Source organism: Shewanella indica, from assembly GCF_002836975.1.
GTDB classification, from domain to species: Bacteria; Pseudomonadota; Gammaproteobacteria; order Enterobacterales; family Shewanellaceae; genus Shewanella; species Shewanella indica.
Genome location: NZ_NIJK01000027.1, coordinates 220,817 through 238,542, shown reverse-complemented (window position 1 = coordinate 238,542; position 17,726 = coordinate 220,817). Strand labels below are relative to the sequence as shown.

The 17,726-nt window shown below is 52.4% G+C and carries 13 protein-coding genes and 1 riboswitch; of the genes, 9 read left to right on the top strand and 4 right to left on the bottom strand.

Translation table 11 applies throughout. The features are described 5' to 3' along the window. Positions 1-85 precede the first annotated feature (85 nt). Complete coding sequence (serA, locus tag CX650_RS08105) at positions 86-1,315, bottom strand: phosphoglycerate dehydrogenase (RefSeq protein WP_101095526.1); 1,230 nt, start codon at positions 1,313-1,315, stop codon at positions 86-88. 158 nt (positions 1,316-1,473) lie between these two features. On the opposite strand from serA, the gene CX650_RS08100 reads away from it, so the two are divergent. Both CX650_RS08100 and CX650_RS08095 read left to right on the top strand, forming a co-directional pair. Beyond that, positions 1,474-2,079 (top strand): DUF2238 domain-containing protein, encoded by a 606-nt coding sequence (locus tag CX650_RS08100; RefSeq protein WP_025890161.1) that lies wholly within the window; start codon positions 1,474-1,476, stop codon positions 2,077-2,079. Positions 2,080-2,290: 211 nt separating this feature from the next. Next, complete coding sequence (locus tag CX650_RS08095) at positions 2,291-2,956, top strand: helix-turn-helix transcriptional regulator (protein WP_025008979.1); 666 nt, start codon at positions 2,291-2,293, stop codon at positions 2,954-2,956. 1,235 nt (positions 2,957-4,191) lie between these two features. Here CX650_RS08095 and CX650_RS08090 read toward each other — a convergent pair. Next, positions 4,192-5,628, bottom strand: a complete 1,437-nt coding sequence (locus CX650_RS08090) for a curlin (RefSeq protein WP_045282999.1) — start codon at positions 5,626-5,628, stop codon at positions 4,192-4,194. An 18-nt stretch (positions 5,629-5,646) separates the two neighbouring features. Next, positions 5,647-6,075: a curlin gene (locus CX650_RS08085; RefSeq protein ID WP_025008981.1), complete on the bottom strand. Its 429-nt coding sequence runs from the start codon at positions 6,073-6,075 to the stop codon at positions 5,647-5,649. 412 nt (positions 6,076-6,487) lie between these two features. On the opposite strand from CX650_RS08085, the gene CX650_RS08080 reads away from it, so the two are divergent. From CX650_RS08080 to katB, 6 genes are all read left to right on the top strand, one after another. Further along, positions 6,488-8,989 (top strand): S8 family serine peptidase, encoded by a 2,502-nt coding sequence (locus tag CX650_RS08080; RefSeq protein WP_101095525.1) that lies wholly within the window; start codon positions 6,488-6,490, stop codon positions 8,987-8,989. 420 nt (positions 8,990-9,409) lie between these two features. Beyond that, entirely contained in the window at positions 9,410-12,001 is a 2,592-nt protein-coding gene (gene exeM, locus CX650_RS08075; RefSeq protein WP_101095524.1) for an extracellular exonuclease ExeM, read from the top strand. A gap of 118 nt (positions 12,002-12,119) precedes the next feature. After that, positions 12,120-12,557, top strand: a complete 438-nt coding sequence (locus CX650_RS08070) for a PaaI family thioesterase (RefSeq protein WP_025008982.1) — start codon at positions 12,120-12,122, stop codon at positions 12,555-12,557. A gap of 38 nt (positions 12,558-12,595) precedes the next feature. Beyond that, positions 12,596-13,066: a cupin domain-containing protein gene (locus tag CX650_RS08065; protein WP_025889350.1), complete on the top strand. Its 471-nt coding sequence runs from the start codon at positions 12,596-12,598 to the stop codon at positions 13,064-13,066. A 10-nt stretch (positions 13,067-13,076) separates the two neighbouring features. Beyond that, complete coding sequence (locus CX650_RS08060; protein WP_101095523.1) at positions 13,077-13,364, top strand: YgjV family protein; 288 nt, start codon at positions 13,077-13,079, stop codon at positions 13,362-13,364. Positions 13,365-13,696: 332 nt separating this feature from the next. Then, a complete protein-coding gene (gene katB / locus CX650_RS08055) occupies positions 13,697-15,160 on the top strand; it encodes a catalase KatB (RefSeq protein WP_028779401.1) in 1,464 nt (487 codons plus the stop codon). A 64-nt stretch (positions 15,161-15,224) separates the two neighbouring features. Here the strand turns inward: katB and CX650_RS08050 are convergent, their stop codons facing one another. Continuing rightward, entirely contained in the window at positions 15,225-15,782 is a 558-nt protein-coding gene (locus CX650_RS08050; RefSeq protein WP_054744531.1) for a TMEM165/GDT1 family protein, read from the bottom strand. Between the two features lie 92 nt (positions 15,783-15,874). Continuing rightward, positions 15,875-15,977, bottom strand: a riboswitch (yybP-ykoY riboswitch). Between the two features lie 498 nt (positions 15,978-16,475). On the opposite strand from CX650_RS08050, the gene CX650_RS08045 reads away from it, so the two are divergent. Next, on the top strand, positions 16,476-17,669 hold the full coding sequence (locus CX650_RS08045) for an aromatic amino acid transport family protein (protein WP_101095522.1): 1,194 nt from the start codon (positions 16,476-16,478) through the stop codon (positions 17,667-17,669). The last annotated feature ends 57 nt before the right edge of the window (positions 17,670-17,726 follow it).

The following is a 17,726-nucleotide window of genomic DNA, read 5'->3' as shown; positions in this document are numbered from 1 at the left end:
ATTAAGAGATCTGCGATTGTAGCGGATTTGACAGAAATAAACAGGGCGCCGATAGCAATATGGCGCCCTGTGAAAGCCTCAAAAATCAGAACAGCAGTCTGGTACGGATAGTACCTTCGATAGACTTGAGTTCTGTCAGTGCTTCTTCAGCCTGGGTGGTATCTACCTCCATCACCACATAACCTATGGTGGCCGTGGTTTGCAGATACTGGGCTGAAATGTTGATGCCTTTCTCCGAGAACGCCTGGTTAATCTTGATCAGAATACCGGGGCGGTTATGGTGAATATGCAGCAGGCGGGAGGCATCTTTATGCTGCGGTAGCGATACTTCCGGGAAGTTGACTGCCGACAGGGTAGAGCCGTTGTCTGAGTATTTGGCCAGCTTGCCGGCAACCTCAATACCTATGTTTTCCTGGGCTTCTTCTGTGCTGCCGCCTATGTGTGGGGTCAGTAACACATTGCCCAGACCGCGCAGCGGGCTTTGGAATTCGTCAGTATTGGACTTGGGCTCAACCGGGAACACGTCGATGGCGGCACCAGCCAATTGTTGCTCCTTGAGGGCTACGGCCAGGGCATCGATATCCACCACAGTGCCGCGGGAAGCATTGATCAGTATGCTGCCTTTGCGCATCATCGCCAGTTCGGCCTGGGCAATCATCTCTTTGGTTTGTGGGGTTTCAGGCACATGCAGGCTGACCACATCGGCTTGAGACAGTAACTGCTCCATGGAATGTACCTGCTGGGCGTTACCCAGCGGCAGCTTATCTTCGATATCGAAGAAGATCACTTTCATCCCCAAGGTTTCGGCGAGGATCCCCAACTGGGTACCGATATGGCCATAACCTATGACCCCCAGGGTCTTGCCACGGGCTTCGAAGCTGCCATTGGCGCTCTTGAGCCAGCCACCACGATGGGCCAGGGCGTTGCGCTGCGGAATACCGCGCAGCAGCATGATGATTTCACCGAGTACCAGTTCGGCCACGCTGCGGGTATTGGAGAAGGGCGCATTGAACACAGGAATACCCAGTTGCTCGGCAGCCTTGAGGTCGACCTGGTTGGTGCCGATACAGAAACATCCTATGGCAACCAGCTTTTCCGCCTGTTGTAATACTTCTTGGGTCAGTTGGGTACGGGAGCGGATTCCGACGAAATGGGCATCTTTGATCGACTGCTGAAGCTCTGAGCCGGAGAGTGATGCCTTGTGATACTCGATATTGGTATAGCCAGCCCTTTCCAGCACATCGACGGCTGATTGGTGGACGCCTTCCAACAACAGGATTTTAATTTTATCCTTGTCCAGCGAGTGTTTCGCCATGATATAGGTACCCTCTTGATTATTAACTAATGTACGTATGCTATGATGCTTTCGCCCATGCCCAATCAAAGTAGCACTTTTTTCAGGTGAAGTGGAGGGCTAGATGGCTAAAGTATTTTTTCCTAATTGAGAACAATCACTGGCATAAGGAAAGTGGCTTGAAAAACACAATTATCTGGCTGGTCATTTATTTTGTGGTACTTATCTGGTCGGCGATAGCGCCTAAAGATGATTTCACTTGGTGGCTGGAAGCGCTGCCTGGGATGCTGGCGCTGCCGATACTGTTTTTTACCCGCAAACGTTTTCCGCTGACTCCGCTGCTTTATGGCCTGATCTTGGTGCATTGCCTGATACTGTTTGTCGGCGCCCACTACACCTATGCCGAGGTGCCGCTGTTCGATACTTTAGCACAGTGGATGGGCTCTGAGCGTAACAACTACGATAAACTGGGTCATTTGGCCCAAGGATTTATCCCGGCAATGATTGCCAGGGAGATACTGCTGCGTAATCAAGCAGTGAAACCTGGTGCCTGGTGTGCTTTTCTGGTCAGTTGTTTTGCCTTGGCCTTGTCGGCTTTCTATGAACTGATTGAATGGTGGGTTGCCGCGGCTACAGGCACAGGTGCCGAGGCCTTTCTCGGCACCCAGGGCTATGTCTGGGATACCCAGTCGGATATGCTGATGGCTCTTATCGGTGCCATCGCCGCCCTGCTGGTTTTATCCTCATTTCATGACCGCCAGTTGCAGCGTCTTGGCGCCGATTGACAGGTCGGGACAGAGAGAGCCATATACAGTCTTTACAATATTTCATCTGGCAATGCGACTAAAGATTGTTAGAATCATACTTTATGGTGATGAAAACCGGACACTATCTGGTCAGAATCATCTGATACTTTTTGTGTAAGCTCACGGAAAGTGATTAAGGAAGCTATCCCTTTAGGGATATGAGCGAAACTTTTCAGGGAGAAGAGTAAATATGAGTAGTATCAATGAGTTGGTTTTTATAAACCAGATAGCCGCCCCTTGTCATTTGGCCATACTGGCCGAGTCCATTGGTCTTAAGACCCGTATAGTACGCCACCCGGAACAGTTGGATCCGCAGAAGAGCGATAGTACTTTCTATCTAATTTCTCAGAAGGGGTCGGCGCTGGACAATAAGGGCATTCCTCTGCTGGCCAGCCGTCTGGTCTCTCATGTTCCTGTCGCCCTCTATCAAGTTGCCAGAGGTTCACTGGATCAGGAGTCGGCTATGTTGCTGGGGATCCGCGGGGTACTTTATTCAGATCAGCGCATCGATCTTATGCTTACTGGCCTGCGCAAGATGGTGGCCGATGAGCTCTGGTACGACAGAACCCTTATCAGCAAGATGTTCCGTAAGCTGGTCAAGACCTTGGACACTGGCAATGAGATGTCGGCCGATACGGTTTCCATGCTGCAGATGTTGACCCGGCGTGAACGTACCATTATTCAGCTGGTTTCCAGTGGTGCCAGGAATAAAGAGATAGCCCAACGTCTGTGTATCAGTGAGCATACGGTCAAGGCGCATATTTCATCGATTTTCCGCAAGACTCAATCTCGTAATCGAGTCGAATTGTTGCGTTGGGCCCAGACCTATCAGAGTCACTTCGATCTCATCAGTTGATTTGTCGCTAGATCCAGCCTGAACTTGGCCCCGAATGGGGCTTGTTTATGCTTTGATGGCTTTTATGTAAGCCAAGTCAGTGGAAAATTCCTGTCAGAGTGCGGCAATCGCCGCTGCTTTGTGTTTTTTTGCGCGTCGGGAATGGCTTTCAGCCAAAGCCATGATAGCCGTTGTGCCAGCGACCTGAAGTCGTGGGGCAAATGAGTCGATGCACAAGGGCCAGTTCGCCATCCAAGGCTCGCGCTCGAAAGCATGTTGCTGCGCAACTCTCGCCGAGTCACAGGATCGCCTGTGCATAAGCCTGCGGCAGGCAATGGGAGACCGTCCGTCGCTGGAAGCCCTGCCAATACTAATTAGTAACTTTTAGTTAGAAGCCATGATAGCCGCTGTGCCAGCGGCCTAAAGTCGTGGTGTAAATGCCTCCATGCACAAGGGCCAGTTCGCCATTCCTGGCTCTCGCTCGCAGCCAGTCGCTGCGCGACACTCGCCAAACCACACTGGACAAGGGGCTTTGCTTGTCCAAAGCCCCTTGCATCCCCAAGGACACCCCGACGTAGCCGAAATCCCCGCTGACTTATGAAGCAAATTGGCTACACTCAGGACTCGCCAAATGCATCCATGCATAAGGGCCAGCTCGCCTTCCTTGGCTCGCGCTCATAAGCTTGTCGCTTCGCAACATTCGCCCTGCTCGACCTTCGAGCCTCGACCTCCCTGTCTCGGCTATGCCAATTTACAACAACGCCGGCGGCGGCTCCGAAGGGGGAATTGGTGTAATTCTGTTAGCACTGAGTAGCTTGAAACATCTGAAGTGTCTGCAGACATCCACCTCATTTTCAGGCACAGGCGGAACTGTGACCGTCGAAAACAGGGCCGAATTTTGTTCCTGACAAATTCGGCATTTCCTACGTCCATGTAGGTCAGATGTTTTCGTCGAGGCGACAGGGACGTATTAATGCCGTGTCACAGGATCGCCTGTGCAAGAGCCCACCGCAGGTGATGGGCTGCAACTTAGCTGGCAGCTAAAACCAGGTTTATTAGTGATATTTGGTTCAAAGCCATGATAGACGCTGTTCCAGCGGCGAATACTCGCCTTGTTATTCGATGCTTATGGTATGGGGTTTCCTGGAAACCGCTGGAACCATGAGTTTTCAAGCTATAATGACTCACGCTCAGTTGGCAATTGGGCAAACAAAAAGGGAGCCAAGAGGCTCCCTTCGCATAAAGCACCAGAGTGATTAGTTCTGGATAACAGTGGCAACGTTGTAGTCGCCGCTTTGGGTTACGCTGATAGCGTTGCTGGTACCGGCCTGAGAACCGACAACCAGGTTTTCGTTACCGCTTTGGGTGATCATCAGGCTGTTACCTGTACCAACCACGGCGAAGGCGCCGCCGTCAACACCGCTCACCCAGTTGTTGTCGCCGCTTTGAACGATTTGAGCCAGGTTGTCATCACCGAGGATCAGCAGGTCTACCAGGTTGAGGTCACCGCTTTGAGTGGTTTCGATATCGGTATTGTCATAGCCAACAACAGTGACCAGAGCTTCGTTGGCGCTGCCATCTTGCTCCATATCAACTTCGTTGTTCTCACCTTCCAGCTCGGCATAGGCAAAGTTCTCTGTGCCTTCCTGATGGATTTCGATCTGGTTGTCTTCACCTGTGGCGAATGCAACCAGCTCGTTGTAATCGCCCTGTGAAGTCAGGTCCATGCTGTTGTCAGTGCCATAGGCGGCGGCAGTAGCGAAGTTGGTGCTACCATCCTGCTCCAGGTCGATGTTGTTGTCGTCACCCCAGATTTGGAATTCAACGCCGTTGGTGTCGCCTTCCTGCTGGATATCGACTACGTTGTCGCTACCCTGAATATCGGCAACCAGCAGATCGCCTACCGCGTTGCCATCACCTTTCTGGTAGATTTCAACGTCGTTGTCATCACCTGTGGTGAATTCGAGTACTGCGGTGTTGGCAGTGCCGGTTTGCATCATTTCGATGTTGTTTTCAGAGCCGGACAGGGCGTAAACAAAACCAGTGTTCAGATCACCTGCCTGATCGATTTCGATGCTGTTGTTATCACCGGCAACGCCACGCACGCCACCTATGTTGCTGTTGCCTTCCTGCAGTACGGTCACAGAGTTACCGTTGCCTACGTTGGGGCTGAAATCAACGGCTATCATGCCGGCTTCGTTGTTGTTACCGTTTTGGCTGATATAGCCGGAGTTGTCGTTGCCGTTGACACGGAATACTGCGAAGTTGGTGTCACCGTTTTGGTTTACTTCGGCACTGTTGTTGTCACCGATCAGCTCAACATTGGCTTCGTTGAAGAAACCGGATTGAGCGACAGTTGCTGTGTTGACGTTACCGTCTACATCGACGCTGGCCACGTGCCAGTCTTCATTCTGAGTCACTATAACTTTGTTTTCGTCGCCCTTGGAATCAACATAGGCTTCGTGCCAAACACCGTCTTGAACCACGGTGGCTTCCTGGGCAGAACCTTCCTGATTGATGACTGCCAGGTTCAGAATGCCGGTTTGCTCGGCATAGACTTCCTGACCTACAGTGCTGCGGCTCTGCTGGTTAACTGAGATTTCATTGACACTGCCGGCGAAGGCTTGGGCACTCATACCCAGACCCGTTGTGATAGCCAGTGCAATCAGTGACTTTTTAGCTTGAGATTTCATTAAACGCTCCCTGTGTTTTTAATACTGCGTGATGCTGATAGTGGCAGCATCGGCAATTTGTTGTATCGAAAAATTGGCGCTGCCAAGCTGGTTGAGTTGCACCAGATTGTCATTGCCTATTTGAGTGATGTTTGCCTTATTGGCGTCACCCACCTGCATCATTTCAACCTGGTTATTGACCCCGAGTTGTACTACTTGTGCCTGATTTCCAAACCCGGCCTGGGTGAGGATGGCGCTGTTGTCAATTCCGGCTTGAACTATGATGGCTTGGTTGAAACTGCCTTGTTGCATCAGGTCGACCAAGTTGTCGCGTCCCTGAGTTTCCAGCAGCGTCTGGAGGGTGACTGGCAACTCCTGTAGTGCATTCACCTGGCGTTCTGTCGCTGCTGTACCAAGACTGGTCAACAAAACGGCCGAACCAAACAGGATTTTTGCGAGTACCGACACCTAAGACTCCTTTTCGTACATATCCTTGATTGAACCAGAGTGGTACAAATCAGCAACAAAAGTTACGCGCCTTGAGCCGGGGTCGCAATCGGAGTTAAAGGCTATTTAGGCTTTAGTCGATATTGCTTTTTGCAATAATGGTGAATTGATTTATTTTGTTTTATAAACAATGATTTGTGTTTTATTTCTGGCGATTTTTAAGTTTGTTCATACCTAACGCGTCTAGTATTAAAGTCGTATTTTACCGTTTGCTACTATCGCTATTGTTTTCATTGCGGTAACAATCTATTTGCAATAAATAAACGCCGGATTTCACTCGCTGGTCACTGTTTGCCTGTCGTTTCAAGGAAGTGCCGCAGATGCAAGCCGTTCCGGATATCAAGGGATTATAAGGACTATAGGAAGCCCGAATATGTTGAAAAAATTCTCGCCATTGGCGGTGGCTGTCGCTGGTGTTATGGCGCTTGGCGCCGCTCCTGCAATGGCTAAAAACGAGATCCGTTACGCCAAGGACTCTATCCTGGTGGTTTACAAGGATAATGCCACCAAAGAGGAGCGCATCGCGGCTCAGCGCCTGGTACGTGGCACTCTGCGTGATGCCAATGCCGATGGTATAGATGACAAATTTGCCCGCTTGCTCGATGGCCGTCTGGCAAAGCTGAATCTGCGTCAAGGCGCCGATATTGAGCAGGCGATCAAGATGATCTCCAGCCACCCTGCGGTTAAATATGCTGAACCCAACTACATTCTGCGGGCCATAGGCATGCCGGATGATCCCCGTTTCCCTGAGCTCTGGGGCATGCACAACACTGGGCAAACCGGTGGTGTGGCTGACGCCGATATTGATGCTCCCGAAGCCTGGGATGTCACCACAGGCAGCTCGGATGTGATCATTGGGGTTATCGACACCGGGGTTGACTATAACCATCCGGACTTGCAGGCCAATATGTGGGTTAACCCGGGTGAAATTCCCGGTAACGGCATAGATGATGATGGCAACGGCGTGATTGATGATGTTCACGGTTTCAGCTCGGCCAACAACAATGGCGATCCCATGGACGGCAACGGCCATGGTACCCATGTATCCGGCACCATTGGCGCCAAGGGCAACAATGGTCTGGGTGTGGTCGGGGTTAACTGGGATGTGAAGATCATTGGTTGTCAGTTCCTGACTCCTGCCGGTACAGGTTCTACCGCAGATGCCATCGCCTGTATCGACTATATGACTGATCTCAAGGTGAATCATGGCGTCGATATCAAAGCAACGAACAACTCCTGGGGCGGCGGTGGTTTCAGCCAGGCGCTGAAGGACTCCATCGAAGCCGCCGGTGAAGCCGGTATTCTGTTCCTGGCTGCGGCCGGTAATGACACCAGTGACAATGATGTCAGCCCTCATTATCCGTCCAACTATGAATCGGACATAGTGATGTCTATCGCCAGTACCGATAGCTCGGATGGTATCTCCTGGTTCTCCAACTGGGGGGCTACCAGCGTAGACATGGCGGCGCCTGGCAGTGCCATTCTGTCAACGGTTCCAGGTGGTGGTTACGAGAGTTATTCGGGTACTTCCATGGCTACGCCTATGGTGACCGGGGTGGCGGCTCTGGTGTGGTCCATCAACCCGGATCTGACACCGCTTGAGATGAAAGAACTGTTGATGAATTCGGGTGATGCCAATGCGGCCATGACTGGCAAGAGTGTTGCCGGTACCCGTCTGAACGCGGCCAACGCGCTCGATCAAGCCAACCCAAGCCCAAGTTATCGCTTCAGCGTGACTCCGGCTGCCCGCACTATCGAAGCCGGTGAAAGCACCAGCTATGACTTCAGTGTCGGTAGTGTGGCCGGTTGGGATGGTAGTGTTGAGCTGAGTGTCAGTGTGGAGCCTGCTCTGGAAGGGGTATCTTTGTCTGCCACCAGCGTTGGTGCCGGTGACAGCTTTACCCTGAACGTAGCCAGTACCGCCGAGACTCAGTGGGGCGATTACGCCATCACGGTATCGGGTAATGACGGCAGTATTGAAAAGAGCAGTGTGGTGAGCCTGGAAATCATCCCTCAAGGGCTGAATGACTTCCCATACAGCAATGATACCCCAGTGGCTATTGCTGATAACACCACAGTGACCAGCACCATTGAGATCGCCGATCCGCTGCAGATCTTTGGTGTCAATACCAACGTCAACATCAGCCACACCTGGATTGGTGATTTGACAGTGATCCTGACTTCGCCATCCGGCACCGAAGTGGTGCTGCATAATCGCGAAGGCAGCAGCAATGACGATATCGTCAAGAGCTGGGATCTGGGCGACTTCAACGGTGAAATTGCCCAAGGTACCTGGACTCTCAGCGTGACTGACCATGCCGGTGGTGATACAGGCACCCTGAACAACTGGGGTATGGTGATCACGGCGCTGGGTGAAGCCGGTCCTTCTGCACCTAATGCCGGCTTTGACTATCAAGCCGAAGGTTTGAGCGTCAGTTTCAGCAATAGCAGCTCTGATATCAATGATGATATCGCCAGCTACCACTGGGATTTCGGTGACGGCTCTGTCTCCAGCGAGGCAAACCCTCAACATGTGTATGCCCAGGCCGGTACCTACACAGTGACCCTGACAGCGACCGATGCCACCGAGCTCAGCGACAGTGTCAGCATGGAAGTGCAGGTATTTGCCCACAGCATCTCTGCCGATATCAGCCGCGCCCTCAAGTCCCGTCGTGGCAGCGCCATGGTTGATGTTAACTGGAATGGTGCCCTGGGTGATGAAGTGGCGATTTTCCGCGACGGCGAACAGGTTGCGACCACCGCCAACGATGGCCAGTTCCGTGACCGCTTCAATACCGAAGCCAATAGCGTGACTTATCAGGTTTGTGAACTGGGAGCCGAGCTTTGCTCTGATCCCGTTGTTGCTCAATTCTGATAACCCAAATAGATGAAAGCGGCCATCCGGCCGCTTTTTTTATGGTCATATCGCGCAAAAATTAATTTTTGATGACGGGGAGAGATAATTAGTTTCGAGGTTTACTGATTATTTGATGTAAAAATATTTGTCTATTTTATCGACCATATCATACGGCTTATTATATTTTATAGAAGACAGGCTTTATTTGCTGTCTAACTATTTATTTATTAAATAACAGCTTGGGTTGAAACAGGGTTTTCTGCTTTGTTCTCAGTTGAGAACATGGTGGTTAATTAATGATTTATATAGAATTTGCGTTCGGTATAACTGTTGCCTAAATGTGATTAAACCACTTCAATTGACCGTTCTTCTCTGGGACAATCCCGCGGCACGTTAATAGAAATTAACGGCATTATTACAATTAAAGGGGTTGATAATATGGATAATGTTAACAAGCTGACAGCCATTGCGATTGCCGTGGCTGCCACCATTCCAGTGATGGCCAATGCCGATGTTTTAATCAGCGAATACGTTGAGGGCAGCGCCAATAATAAAGCCATAGAGCTATATAACTCTGGTGATAGTCAAGTCGATTTAAACGGCTATAAATTGGTGCGGTATAAAGATGGCGCTACTGATGCCTCCGATATGCTGGTATTGGATGGCCAAAGCATGGCGGCCAAGGGGATTAAAGTGATTCTGCATCCCAATGCTGAAATAAGCTTGCCTGCTGGAGTCGACAGCCTCAAGGGCAATCTCTATTTCAATGGCGGTGATGCGGTAGCCCTGATGAAAGATGGCGTCGTCGTCGATATTGTCGGCGCCGTGCCTACCCCAACCGACTGGGGCCTGAATATCACTTTGGCCCGCAGCAAGTCGGCGCTCACTGCCTCGACGCAATTCAATGCCGCCGATTGGCAACCTATGGGCACTGATAACTTCAAAGGACTCGGCAGCCTGGATGAGGCTGCAGCCCCTGAAGTTACGGCATTCAGCTGTGATGGCGCCACGCTGACACCCATCTATGAAGTGCAGGGGAGCGGAGATCGCAGTCCGTTGGTCCCTGAGGGTAAGTTCGAATCCGACAGCGAATATACCCTCAAGGGTGTGGTCAGTGCCCGTGGCGACAGCCTGTTCAAAGGCTTTTATCTGCAAGATCCCAAGGGAGACAACTCGCCTTTCACCTCCGACGGCATCTTTGTATTCCTAGGTGAAGCAGCGCCGGAAACAGTGCAGCCCGGTGTCGAGGTTTGCGTACAGGGTAAGGTCAAGGAGTACTATGGCCTGACTCAGTTGGATATCAAGGCTGACAAAAAATTTGCCGTGGGTGAGTTTACCCAACTGCCGGTGGCTGCGCCTTTTTATGTGGCAGATGGTGAAACCCTGCAGCAAGCGCTGGAGCGCTTTGAAGGCATGAAGGTAGTACTGGATGCCGGCAGTGATCTCAAGGTCAGCCGTAACTTCAGCTTTGACTACGATGCCCGTCGCAACAATCTTATGTTGTCTCACAAGGCGCCGCTGCTGAAGCCGACTCAGGTACACCTGCCGCTGTCGCCAGAGGCGATGGCACTGGAGCAAGCCAACCGTGCCAACCAATTGTTTGTTGAGTCAGACTTCAAGGCCAAAGACGGCGAGCTGCCCTGGATGCCGGACTTCAACCCAGAGACAGGTTATCTGCGGGTTGGCGACCAGTTAACCGGCCTTGAGGGGGTTATAGGATACAGCTATAACCAGTATCGTCTGGTGGCAACCAACAGTATTACTCCTGGGGATATATTGCGCGGCGACGATCGCAGCCAAGCACCGGCTATTGCAGAGAAGGGGGATATCCGGGTCGCCAGCTTCAATGTGCTTAATTTCTTCAACGATGCCGTAGGTGGTGACGCCAATCCAACAGGTGATAACCGCGGCGCCCTCAGCGAAGAAGAGATGCTGTTGCAACGCACTAAAATAGTCAATGCCATTACCGCCATGAACGCCGACATAGTGGGTTTGATGGAGATTGCCAACAACGGCTTTGGCGAGAAAAGCGCCATCCGCAATCTGGTCGATGCGCTCAATGAGCAGCAAGCCGATGAGGATATCTATGCCTTTGTAGAGATAGCCGATACCGACAAAAAAGATGGCAAGTATCTCGGCGGCGATGCCATTACCGTGGGCATGCTTTATCGCCCCGCCAGGGTGACTCCGGCAGCCGAGGCTTTTGTGATTGCGACTCCAGAGCAGCATGCTGCTGAAGCGGTTGCCAGCCGGGAAGTCGATGGCAAGCAGGAAACCAGCCCTGCCTTTGATAAGTATCAGCGCTACAGTCTGGGACAGAAGTTCAACATAGCAGATCAGAGCCTGACTCTGGTGGTGAATCATCTCAAGTCCAAGGGCTCGGGTTGTCTTGAGGATTGGCTGAACTTTGATGAGAACCGGGATCCTCAGGATCTGCAGGGCAAGTGCAACGCCTTCAGGGTGTCAGCAGCCAAAGTTCTGGGAGAAGCCTTGCAAAAGATCGACGGCGATCTCCTGGTGATCGGCGATCTCAATGCCTATGGTCTGGAAGATCCTGTGCGGGTGCTGACCGACTATGATGCCACCCAATCAGAACGGGTTCTGCGTACCGCCTCCTGGACCACTCTGAACGGTAAGGTCTATGAGCACCAGGGAACTGAAATCAACAAGGGGTATGGGCTTATCAACCTCAACACCTTGGCCCATGGTGTCGATACTTTCTCCTACAGCTATAACGGTGAGTTGGGAAATCTCGACCATGCACTGGCCAACGCCAGTCTGGCGGAGCGTTTGGTTGCCATTGAAGACTGGCATATCAACTCGGTCGAATCCAACATGTTCGAGTATGGCAAGAAGTACACAGGTGAATTGCCCAAGTCTGACAATGCCTTCTCGGCTTCGGATCATGACCCTGTGATAGTGGCACTCAGTTATCCTGCCAAGGTTGAGCCTTCCAAGCATGATGGTGGTGCCTTGGGGTATCTGTCACTGCTGTTTCTCGCAGCATTGGGGCTGCGCCGCCGCGGCTAAAGCTCTCAAGTCTTGATTGACACCCACCCGGTCAGAGGATTGCGCTGGCCGGGTTTACTTGGATACAGGCGGCCAAGTACACTGATTTTCCTATTGGAGTACTAAGGATAACAATAAGATGAGTATTTGGTTTCGACCCATCACCCTGGAAGATTGTGCCAAACTGGATGCCGGTATGGGGGGCAAAGGCACTTTGATGCAGACCCTGGGGATCCGCATCACTGAGATAGGTGATGACTATATGGTAGCCAGCATGCCGGCGTCTCCGGCTATCCACAACCCACTTGGGATAGTACATGGTGGTGCCAATGTGGCGCTGGCAGAGACTGTGGCCAGCTATGCCGCCAATTTTGCGGTGGACTTTGAAAACTACTATTGTGTAGGTCAGGAGATCAACGCCAATCACCTGCGGGCAGCCCGCAATGGTGAACTCAAGGCAACAGCCAGAGCCGTACATTTGGGCAAACGCAGCTCTGTCTGGGAAGTGCTTATTCATAACAGCGCCGGTGAGCTGACCTGTATTTCCCGTATGACCGCGGCCGTGGTCAAGCGCTGACAGCTTCACTCAAGGGCGCTCTGACTCAGGGGACAGAGATGAATGCCAGGGAGTTTCTGCTGAAAGCCAGTGAGATAGATGCCATGAAAGGTGAGGAGCGGACGCATTTCCTCAACCCCAATGCGGTGCGACTTAGAAAATCTCTCGGTGATGTCATCGGTCTTGCTCATCTTGGAGTGCATCTGATTGAGCTGGCGCCCGGGCGTGACAGCACCGAATACCACCTTCATTATTTTGAAGAAGAGTGTATTTATGTGCTCGAAGGTGAAGGCGAGGTGTGTATCGATCAACAAGTCTTCGCCATCGGGGTCGGGGACTTTATCGCTTTCCCGGCCGGCAGTGTGGCTCATGGCATGAACAACACTTCCGAGAGGCCGCTCAAATATTTAGTCATGGGACAACGCCTCAGCCATGATGTGGCCGACTATCCTTATAAGGGTAAACGCCTTTATCGTAATCAGGGGTGTTGGGATCTGGTGGATCTCGACACCATTAGCCATCCCAAATAGGGGAGCTTGAATGGATACAATCAATATATGGGAGTGGGTCGGTTATCTGGCATCGGTAGTGGTGGCCATCTCTCTGATGATGTCCAATATCAAACGACTGCGCTGGTGGAACCTGCTTGGAGCGGCGCTGTTTGTTGCCTATGGGATCGCCATTGCTGCATATCCTGTGGCTTTGGTGAACTTCTTCATAGTGCTTATCGATGCCTATTACCTGGTTAAACTCTATCGTAGCCCAGAGCCTGATTTGCCGGACGTCCCTCAGGCAAGCCCGGAAAAATCTGAGGATCAGCAAGGCTGACAACCCGGTGTCAGGGGGCCCCAGACGCCGGTTTCTAGAAGGTTTGTTGCTTTTGTGACAATGTACGTTTGCTCTGCTTCAGCCGTTTTTCATCTCGACTGGCAGTCACTGCTATCTCGGTTATGCATTTCTTTATCCCCATTTCTCAATCCCAAACCCCATTTAATCTATAAATAGAATTGTGATAATCAGTTTTAATCGTTTTTAAAAATATCGTCGCCTGACTAAGATGACCACATCGCCAATACGACTGCTCAAGGGAGCACCTATGGCCACCATATTTGATGTGATTGAAAACTGGTTAAACGAGACAAAGGATTAAGGAGCACGAGATGAGTCAGAAGCAATATATCACCAGCCAGAGCGGCGCCCCCATCGCAGACGATCAGAATTCCCTCTCCGCCGGAGAGCGTGGTCCCCTGTTGCTGCAGGACTGGCACCTGATTGAAAAGTTGGCCCACTTCAACCGCGAGCGGATCCCTGAGCGGGTAGTGCATGCCAAAGGCACGGGGGTTTACGGCACCTTCACAGTGACCAATGATATGAGCCAATACACCATAGCCGAACATTTCCAGGGGGTTGGCACCCAGACCGAGGCCTTTGTTCGCTTCTCGACCGTAGGCGGTGAGATGGGCAGCGCAGATGCCGAGCGCGATCCCCGTGGCTTTGGGGTTCGTTTCTACACCAAGCGCGGTAATCACGACATTGTGGGCAACAACACCCCCACCTTTTTCCTGCGTGACGGCATCAAGTTTCCTGACTTTATTCACACCCAGAAGCGGAATCCGCACACCAATTTGAAGGATCCTCAGGCGATGTGGGACTTCTGGTCGCTCAACCCAGAGTCCTTGCATCAGGTGACTGTATTGATGTCTGACCGAGGCATTCCGGCCAACTATCGGCAGATGCATGGCTTTGGCTCGCACACCTTCTCATTTTGGAATGCCAAGGGTGAGCGCTTCTGGGTCAAGTTCCACTTCAAGACAGAGCAGGGGATAGCCAACCTGACTGAAGAGCAGGCCGCTAAGGTGAAGGGAATCGATCCGGATCATGCTCAGCGTGACATGGTGGCGGCAATCCAGGATGGCAACTTCCCCCGTTGGAAGCTCAAGGTACAGATAATGCCGGAAGCCGATGCCAATACTTACCATATCAACCCGTTTGATTTGACCAAGGTATGGCCACATAAGGACTACCCGCTGATTGAGGTTGGGGTACTGGAGCTCAATCGTCTGCCTCAGAACTACTTCGCCGAAGTAGAGCAGGTGGCACTGGCGCCGAGTAACCTGGTTCCCGGTGTTGGCGCGTCACCGGACAAGATGCTGCAGGCTCGCCTGTTTGCCTATGCCGATGCCCAGCGCTATCGAATAGGAGCCAACTATAACCAGTTGCCGGTGAACTGCCCCCATGCGACTCAGGCCAATCATCATCAACGTGCCGGTGCCATGGCCGGGGCTCAATGCCCTTACCATGGTAGCCAGACAGGTGGCGATGCGTCGGCAAACTATGGCCCCAACTCGCAGCCAAGCGGCCTGCAGGATGCGACCGAGTTCAAAGAGCCACCGCTGCGCCTGGATGGTGAAGCCGACAGATACAGCCGTTATGGCCAGGATGACTACACCCAGGCAGGCAATCTTTACCGCCTGTTGCCGGAAGAGGAAAAGGCCAGGCTTATCAGCAATATCTGCGGTACTCTGAGTCAAGCGACTCAGGATGTGCAGCAGCGAATGATTGGCCACTTCAGCCAGGCCGATGCCGACTACGGCCGCCGGGTGCAAGAGATGCTGGCCAGCTGATAGCGGCACGCCGGAAATAACAGGGGCAGCCTGAGCTGCCCCTTTTGCGCTGTCAGCGGTTTCCCTATTCCCACAACAGGGTGGCTATCCCCAATAGAGCAAACAGCAGGGCGCAACCTCTGTGGATCCAGATCATGGGCAGCTTGTCGGCACTGAAATGGCCGGCCAGCACCACGGGAACATTCGCCAGCAGCATGCCGACAGTGGTGCCTGTTACTACCATCAGCAGGCTATCGTATTTGGCCGACAGTACCACGGTTGCGACCTGGGTCTTGTCACCCATTTCGGCGATAAAGAACAGCAAACAGGTGGCCACGAAGGGGCCATAACGGTAGAAGCGGCTTTCTTCGGCATCGACCTTATCGGGCACCAGCACCCAGAGGGCGATGGCAAAGAAACTGCCGGCAACAAGGTAACGGCCGATATCGGCACTGAGCCAACCCATGGCCCATTGGCCCAGCCAGGCGGCGGCAAAATGGTTGAGCAGGGTGGCGACAAGGATCCCTGAGATAATCGCGGTCTTGTTTTTGAAACGGGCGGCCAACAACAGGGCCAACAGCTGAGTCTTGTCACCGATTTCGGCTACGGCGACAGTGATAGTTGAGGCGATGAGTGCTTCCAAAATGGGCGTTCCTTCGGGGTGGCAAAATTCCAAGCACAGTCTACCGCCCACCCCTTTATATTTGTGCGGTATACCGTGCTCAGGTCTTGCCTGGCAAGCCTAAACTTGCTGTAAGCACCATGGCATGAGGCCAAGTGTGTTGATACTTACCCCTGGGCGGGACCCAGGTTAGCTACTCCCCTAAGACAGAGGCGGCCATTATAACCATAAAGCTCGCCATGGCAACACTGCTCTGATTTCGATAAAAATGAGATTTCTTTGTCTGGGAAAGAGTGTGGCGCGATTTTTACGCCGCTGAAGGTCGAGAAAATGGTTTATGTTTCCGTTTGATAGCCCTGCATCAGGAATCAAGTAGAAGCATAAGGTAACTGGCCGATAGTCGCGCTTCCCCGCTTGCCCAAGGGCTGTGGCTCTGTTAATGTCCCGGTTAAGTTAATTTTTGAGAAAGAGCCTCAGTGTTGAGTTTGCATCTTTGCAGTCCCCAATTCCGCTGTCCACGATTTAGTTAGCCCCAGTGGCTTGGTGGCATACCTCTTCTGTTTGCTGAGCTGTTGGGGCCAATGAAACTCCGTAAGGCGGAATTTCATCTGCGGCCAAGACGTTACAGCTTGCCAGCTGCGCTGACAATTCGCCTTTCCCCTTGGGTAAATCTGACCTTAAAGATAACAAGACAAAAGAACAGGACGAATTTTAGTGAACTTAAAAATATTGGGCTCTGTAGCCATAGTCGCGGGTACTGCGATTGGCGCCGGTATGTTGGCCTTGCCACTGGCAACAGCTGCCATGGGCTTGCTTCCGGCACTGCTATTGATGTTGGTCATTTGGGGCATTTCCGCCTACACCTCACTGTTGATGTTGGAAGTCAATCTGCGCTCCGGCGTGGGGGATAACCTGCATGTCATTACAGGTAAAGCCTTGGGTAAGACGGGGCAACTGATTCAAAGCGCCGCTTTTCTCAGCCTGCTGTTTGCCCTGACCGCCGCCTACTTGACCGGTGGCGCCGAGCTACTGATGCTCAAGGCCAAGGCCTGGTTCGATATGACCCTGGATGGCCAGGATGCGGTGCTGCTGTTTACCTTGGCTCTGGGCAGTTTTGCCGCCTTGGGAGTCGGCTGGGTCGATAAGCTCTCCCGCGGGCTGTTTTCTGCCATGATAGTCATGCTGGTGCTGGTGGTACTGTTTTTGCTGCCTGAGGTGAATATGAATACCTTACTGGAGCAGGCGCCGACCGATTCCTATGCCAAGGTGTGGCTTGCCGCCGTGCCTGTGGTGTTTACCTCTTTTGGTTTCCATGTCTGTATTGCCACTCTGGTGCGCTATCTTGATGGTGACACGGTTTCCCTGCGCAAGGTGCTGCTGATAGGCTCCGGCATTCCGCTGGCCTGCTATCTGCTTTGGCTGTTGGTGACCCTGGGTACTGTCGGCGGTGATACCATTCATGGCTTTGGCGGTTCACTGTCGAAACTCATCAGTGCCTTGCAGGCGATCAGCGAGCAGCCTTTGGTGAGCAAGTGCATTGGGCTGTTTGCCGACTTGGCGTTGATCACCTCGTTTCTTGGAGTGACCCTGAGCCTGTTTGACTTCAGCGCCGAGCTTATTCGCGCCAAGAGTAACTTTGTCGGCCGCCTGCAGACCTGGTTGCTGACCTTTATTCCGCCGCTGGCCTGCGCCCTGTATCTGCCAGAAGGTTTTTCGGCGCTGCTGGGCTTTGCCGCCGTGCCTTTAGTGGTGATCATCATCTTCCTGCCGATAGCCATAGCGCTGAAACAGCGGCGTGAGTCGCCGGAAGGCTACAAAGTTGCCGGTGGCAAGCCGGCGATGGCGCTGATGGCCCTCCTGGGGATAGGCATTATTGCTGCCCAGCTGTATGCGACGCTGGGGACCTAATACAAGCCCTTTGTAAGGGAATTTTTCCGAGTCTGTAGCCGCTTGGTAGTCTGTGTT

Coding starts and splice junctions, on each gene's coding strand:
- CX650_RS08095 (WP_025008979.1), top strand. CDS start 2,291: ATGAGTAGTATCAATGAGTTGGTTTTTATAAACCAGATAGCCGCCCCT.
- CX650_RS08090 (WP_045282999.1), bottom strand. CDS start 5,628: ATGAAATCTCAAGCTAAAAAGTCACTGATTGCACTGGCTATCACAACG.
- serA (WP_101095526.1), bottom strand. CDS start 1,315: ATGGCGAAACACTCGCTGGACAAGGATAAAATTAAAATCCTGTTGTTG.
- exeM (WP_101095524.1), top strand. CDS start 9,410: ATGGATAATGTTAACAAGCTGACAGCCATTGCGATTGCCGTGGCTGCC.
- CX650_RS08080 (WP_101095525.1), top strand. CDS start 6,488: ATGTTGAAAAAATTCTCGCCATTGGCGGTGGCTGTCGCTGGTGTTATG.
- CX650_RS08070 (WP_025008982.1), top strand. CDS start 12,120: ATGAGTATTTGGTTTCGACCCATCACCCTGGAAGATTGTGCCAAACTG.
- CX650_RS08065 (WP_025889350.1), top strand. CDS start 12,596: ATGAATGCCAGGGAGTTTCTGCTGAAAGCCAGTGAGATAGATGCCATG.
- CX650_RS08060 (WP_101095523.1), top strand. CDS start 13,077: ATGGATACAATCAATATATGGGAGTGGGTCGGTTATCTGGCATCGGTA.
- katB (WP_028779401.1), top strand. CDS start 13,697: ATGAGTCAGAAGCAATATATCACCAGCCAGAGCGGCGCCCCCATCGCA.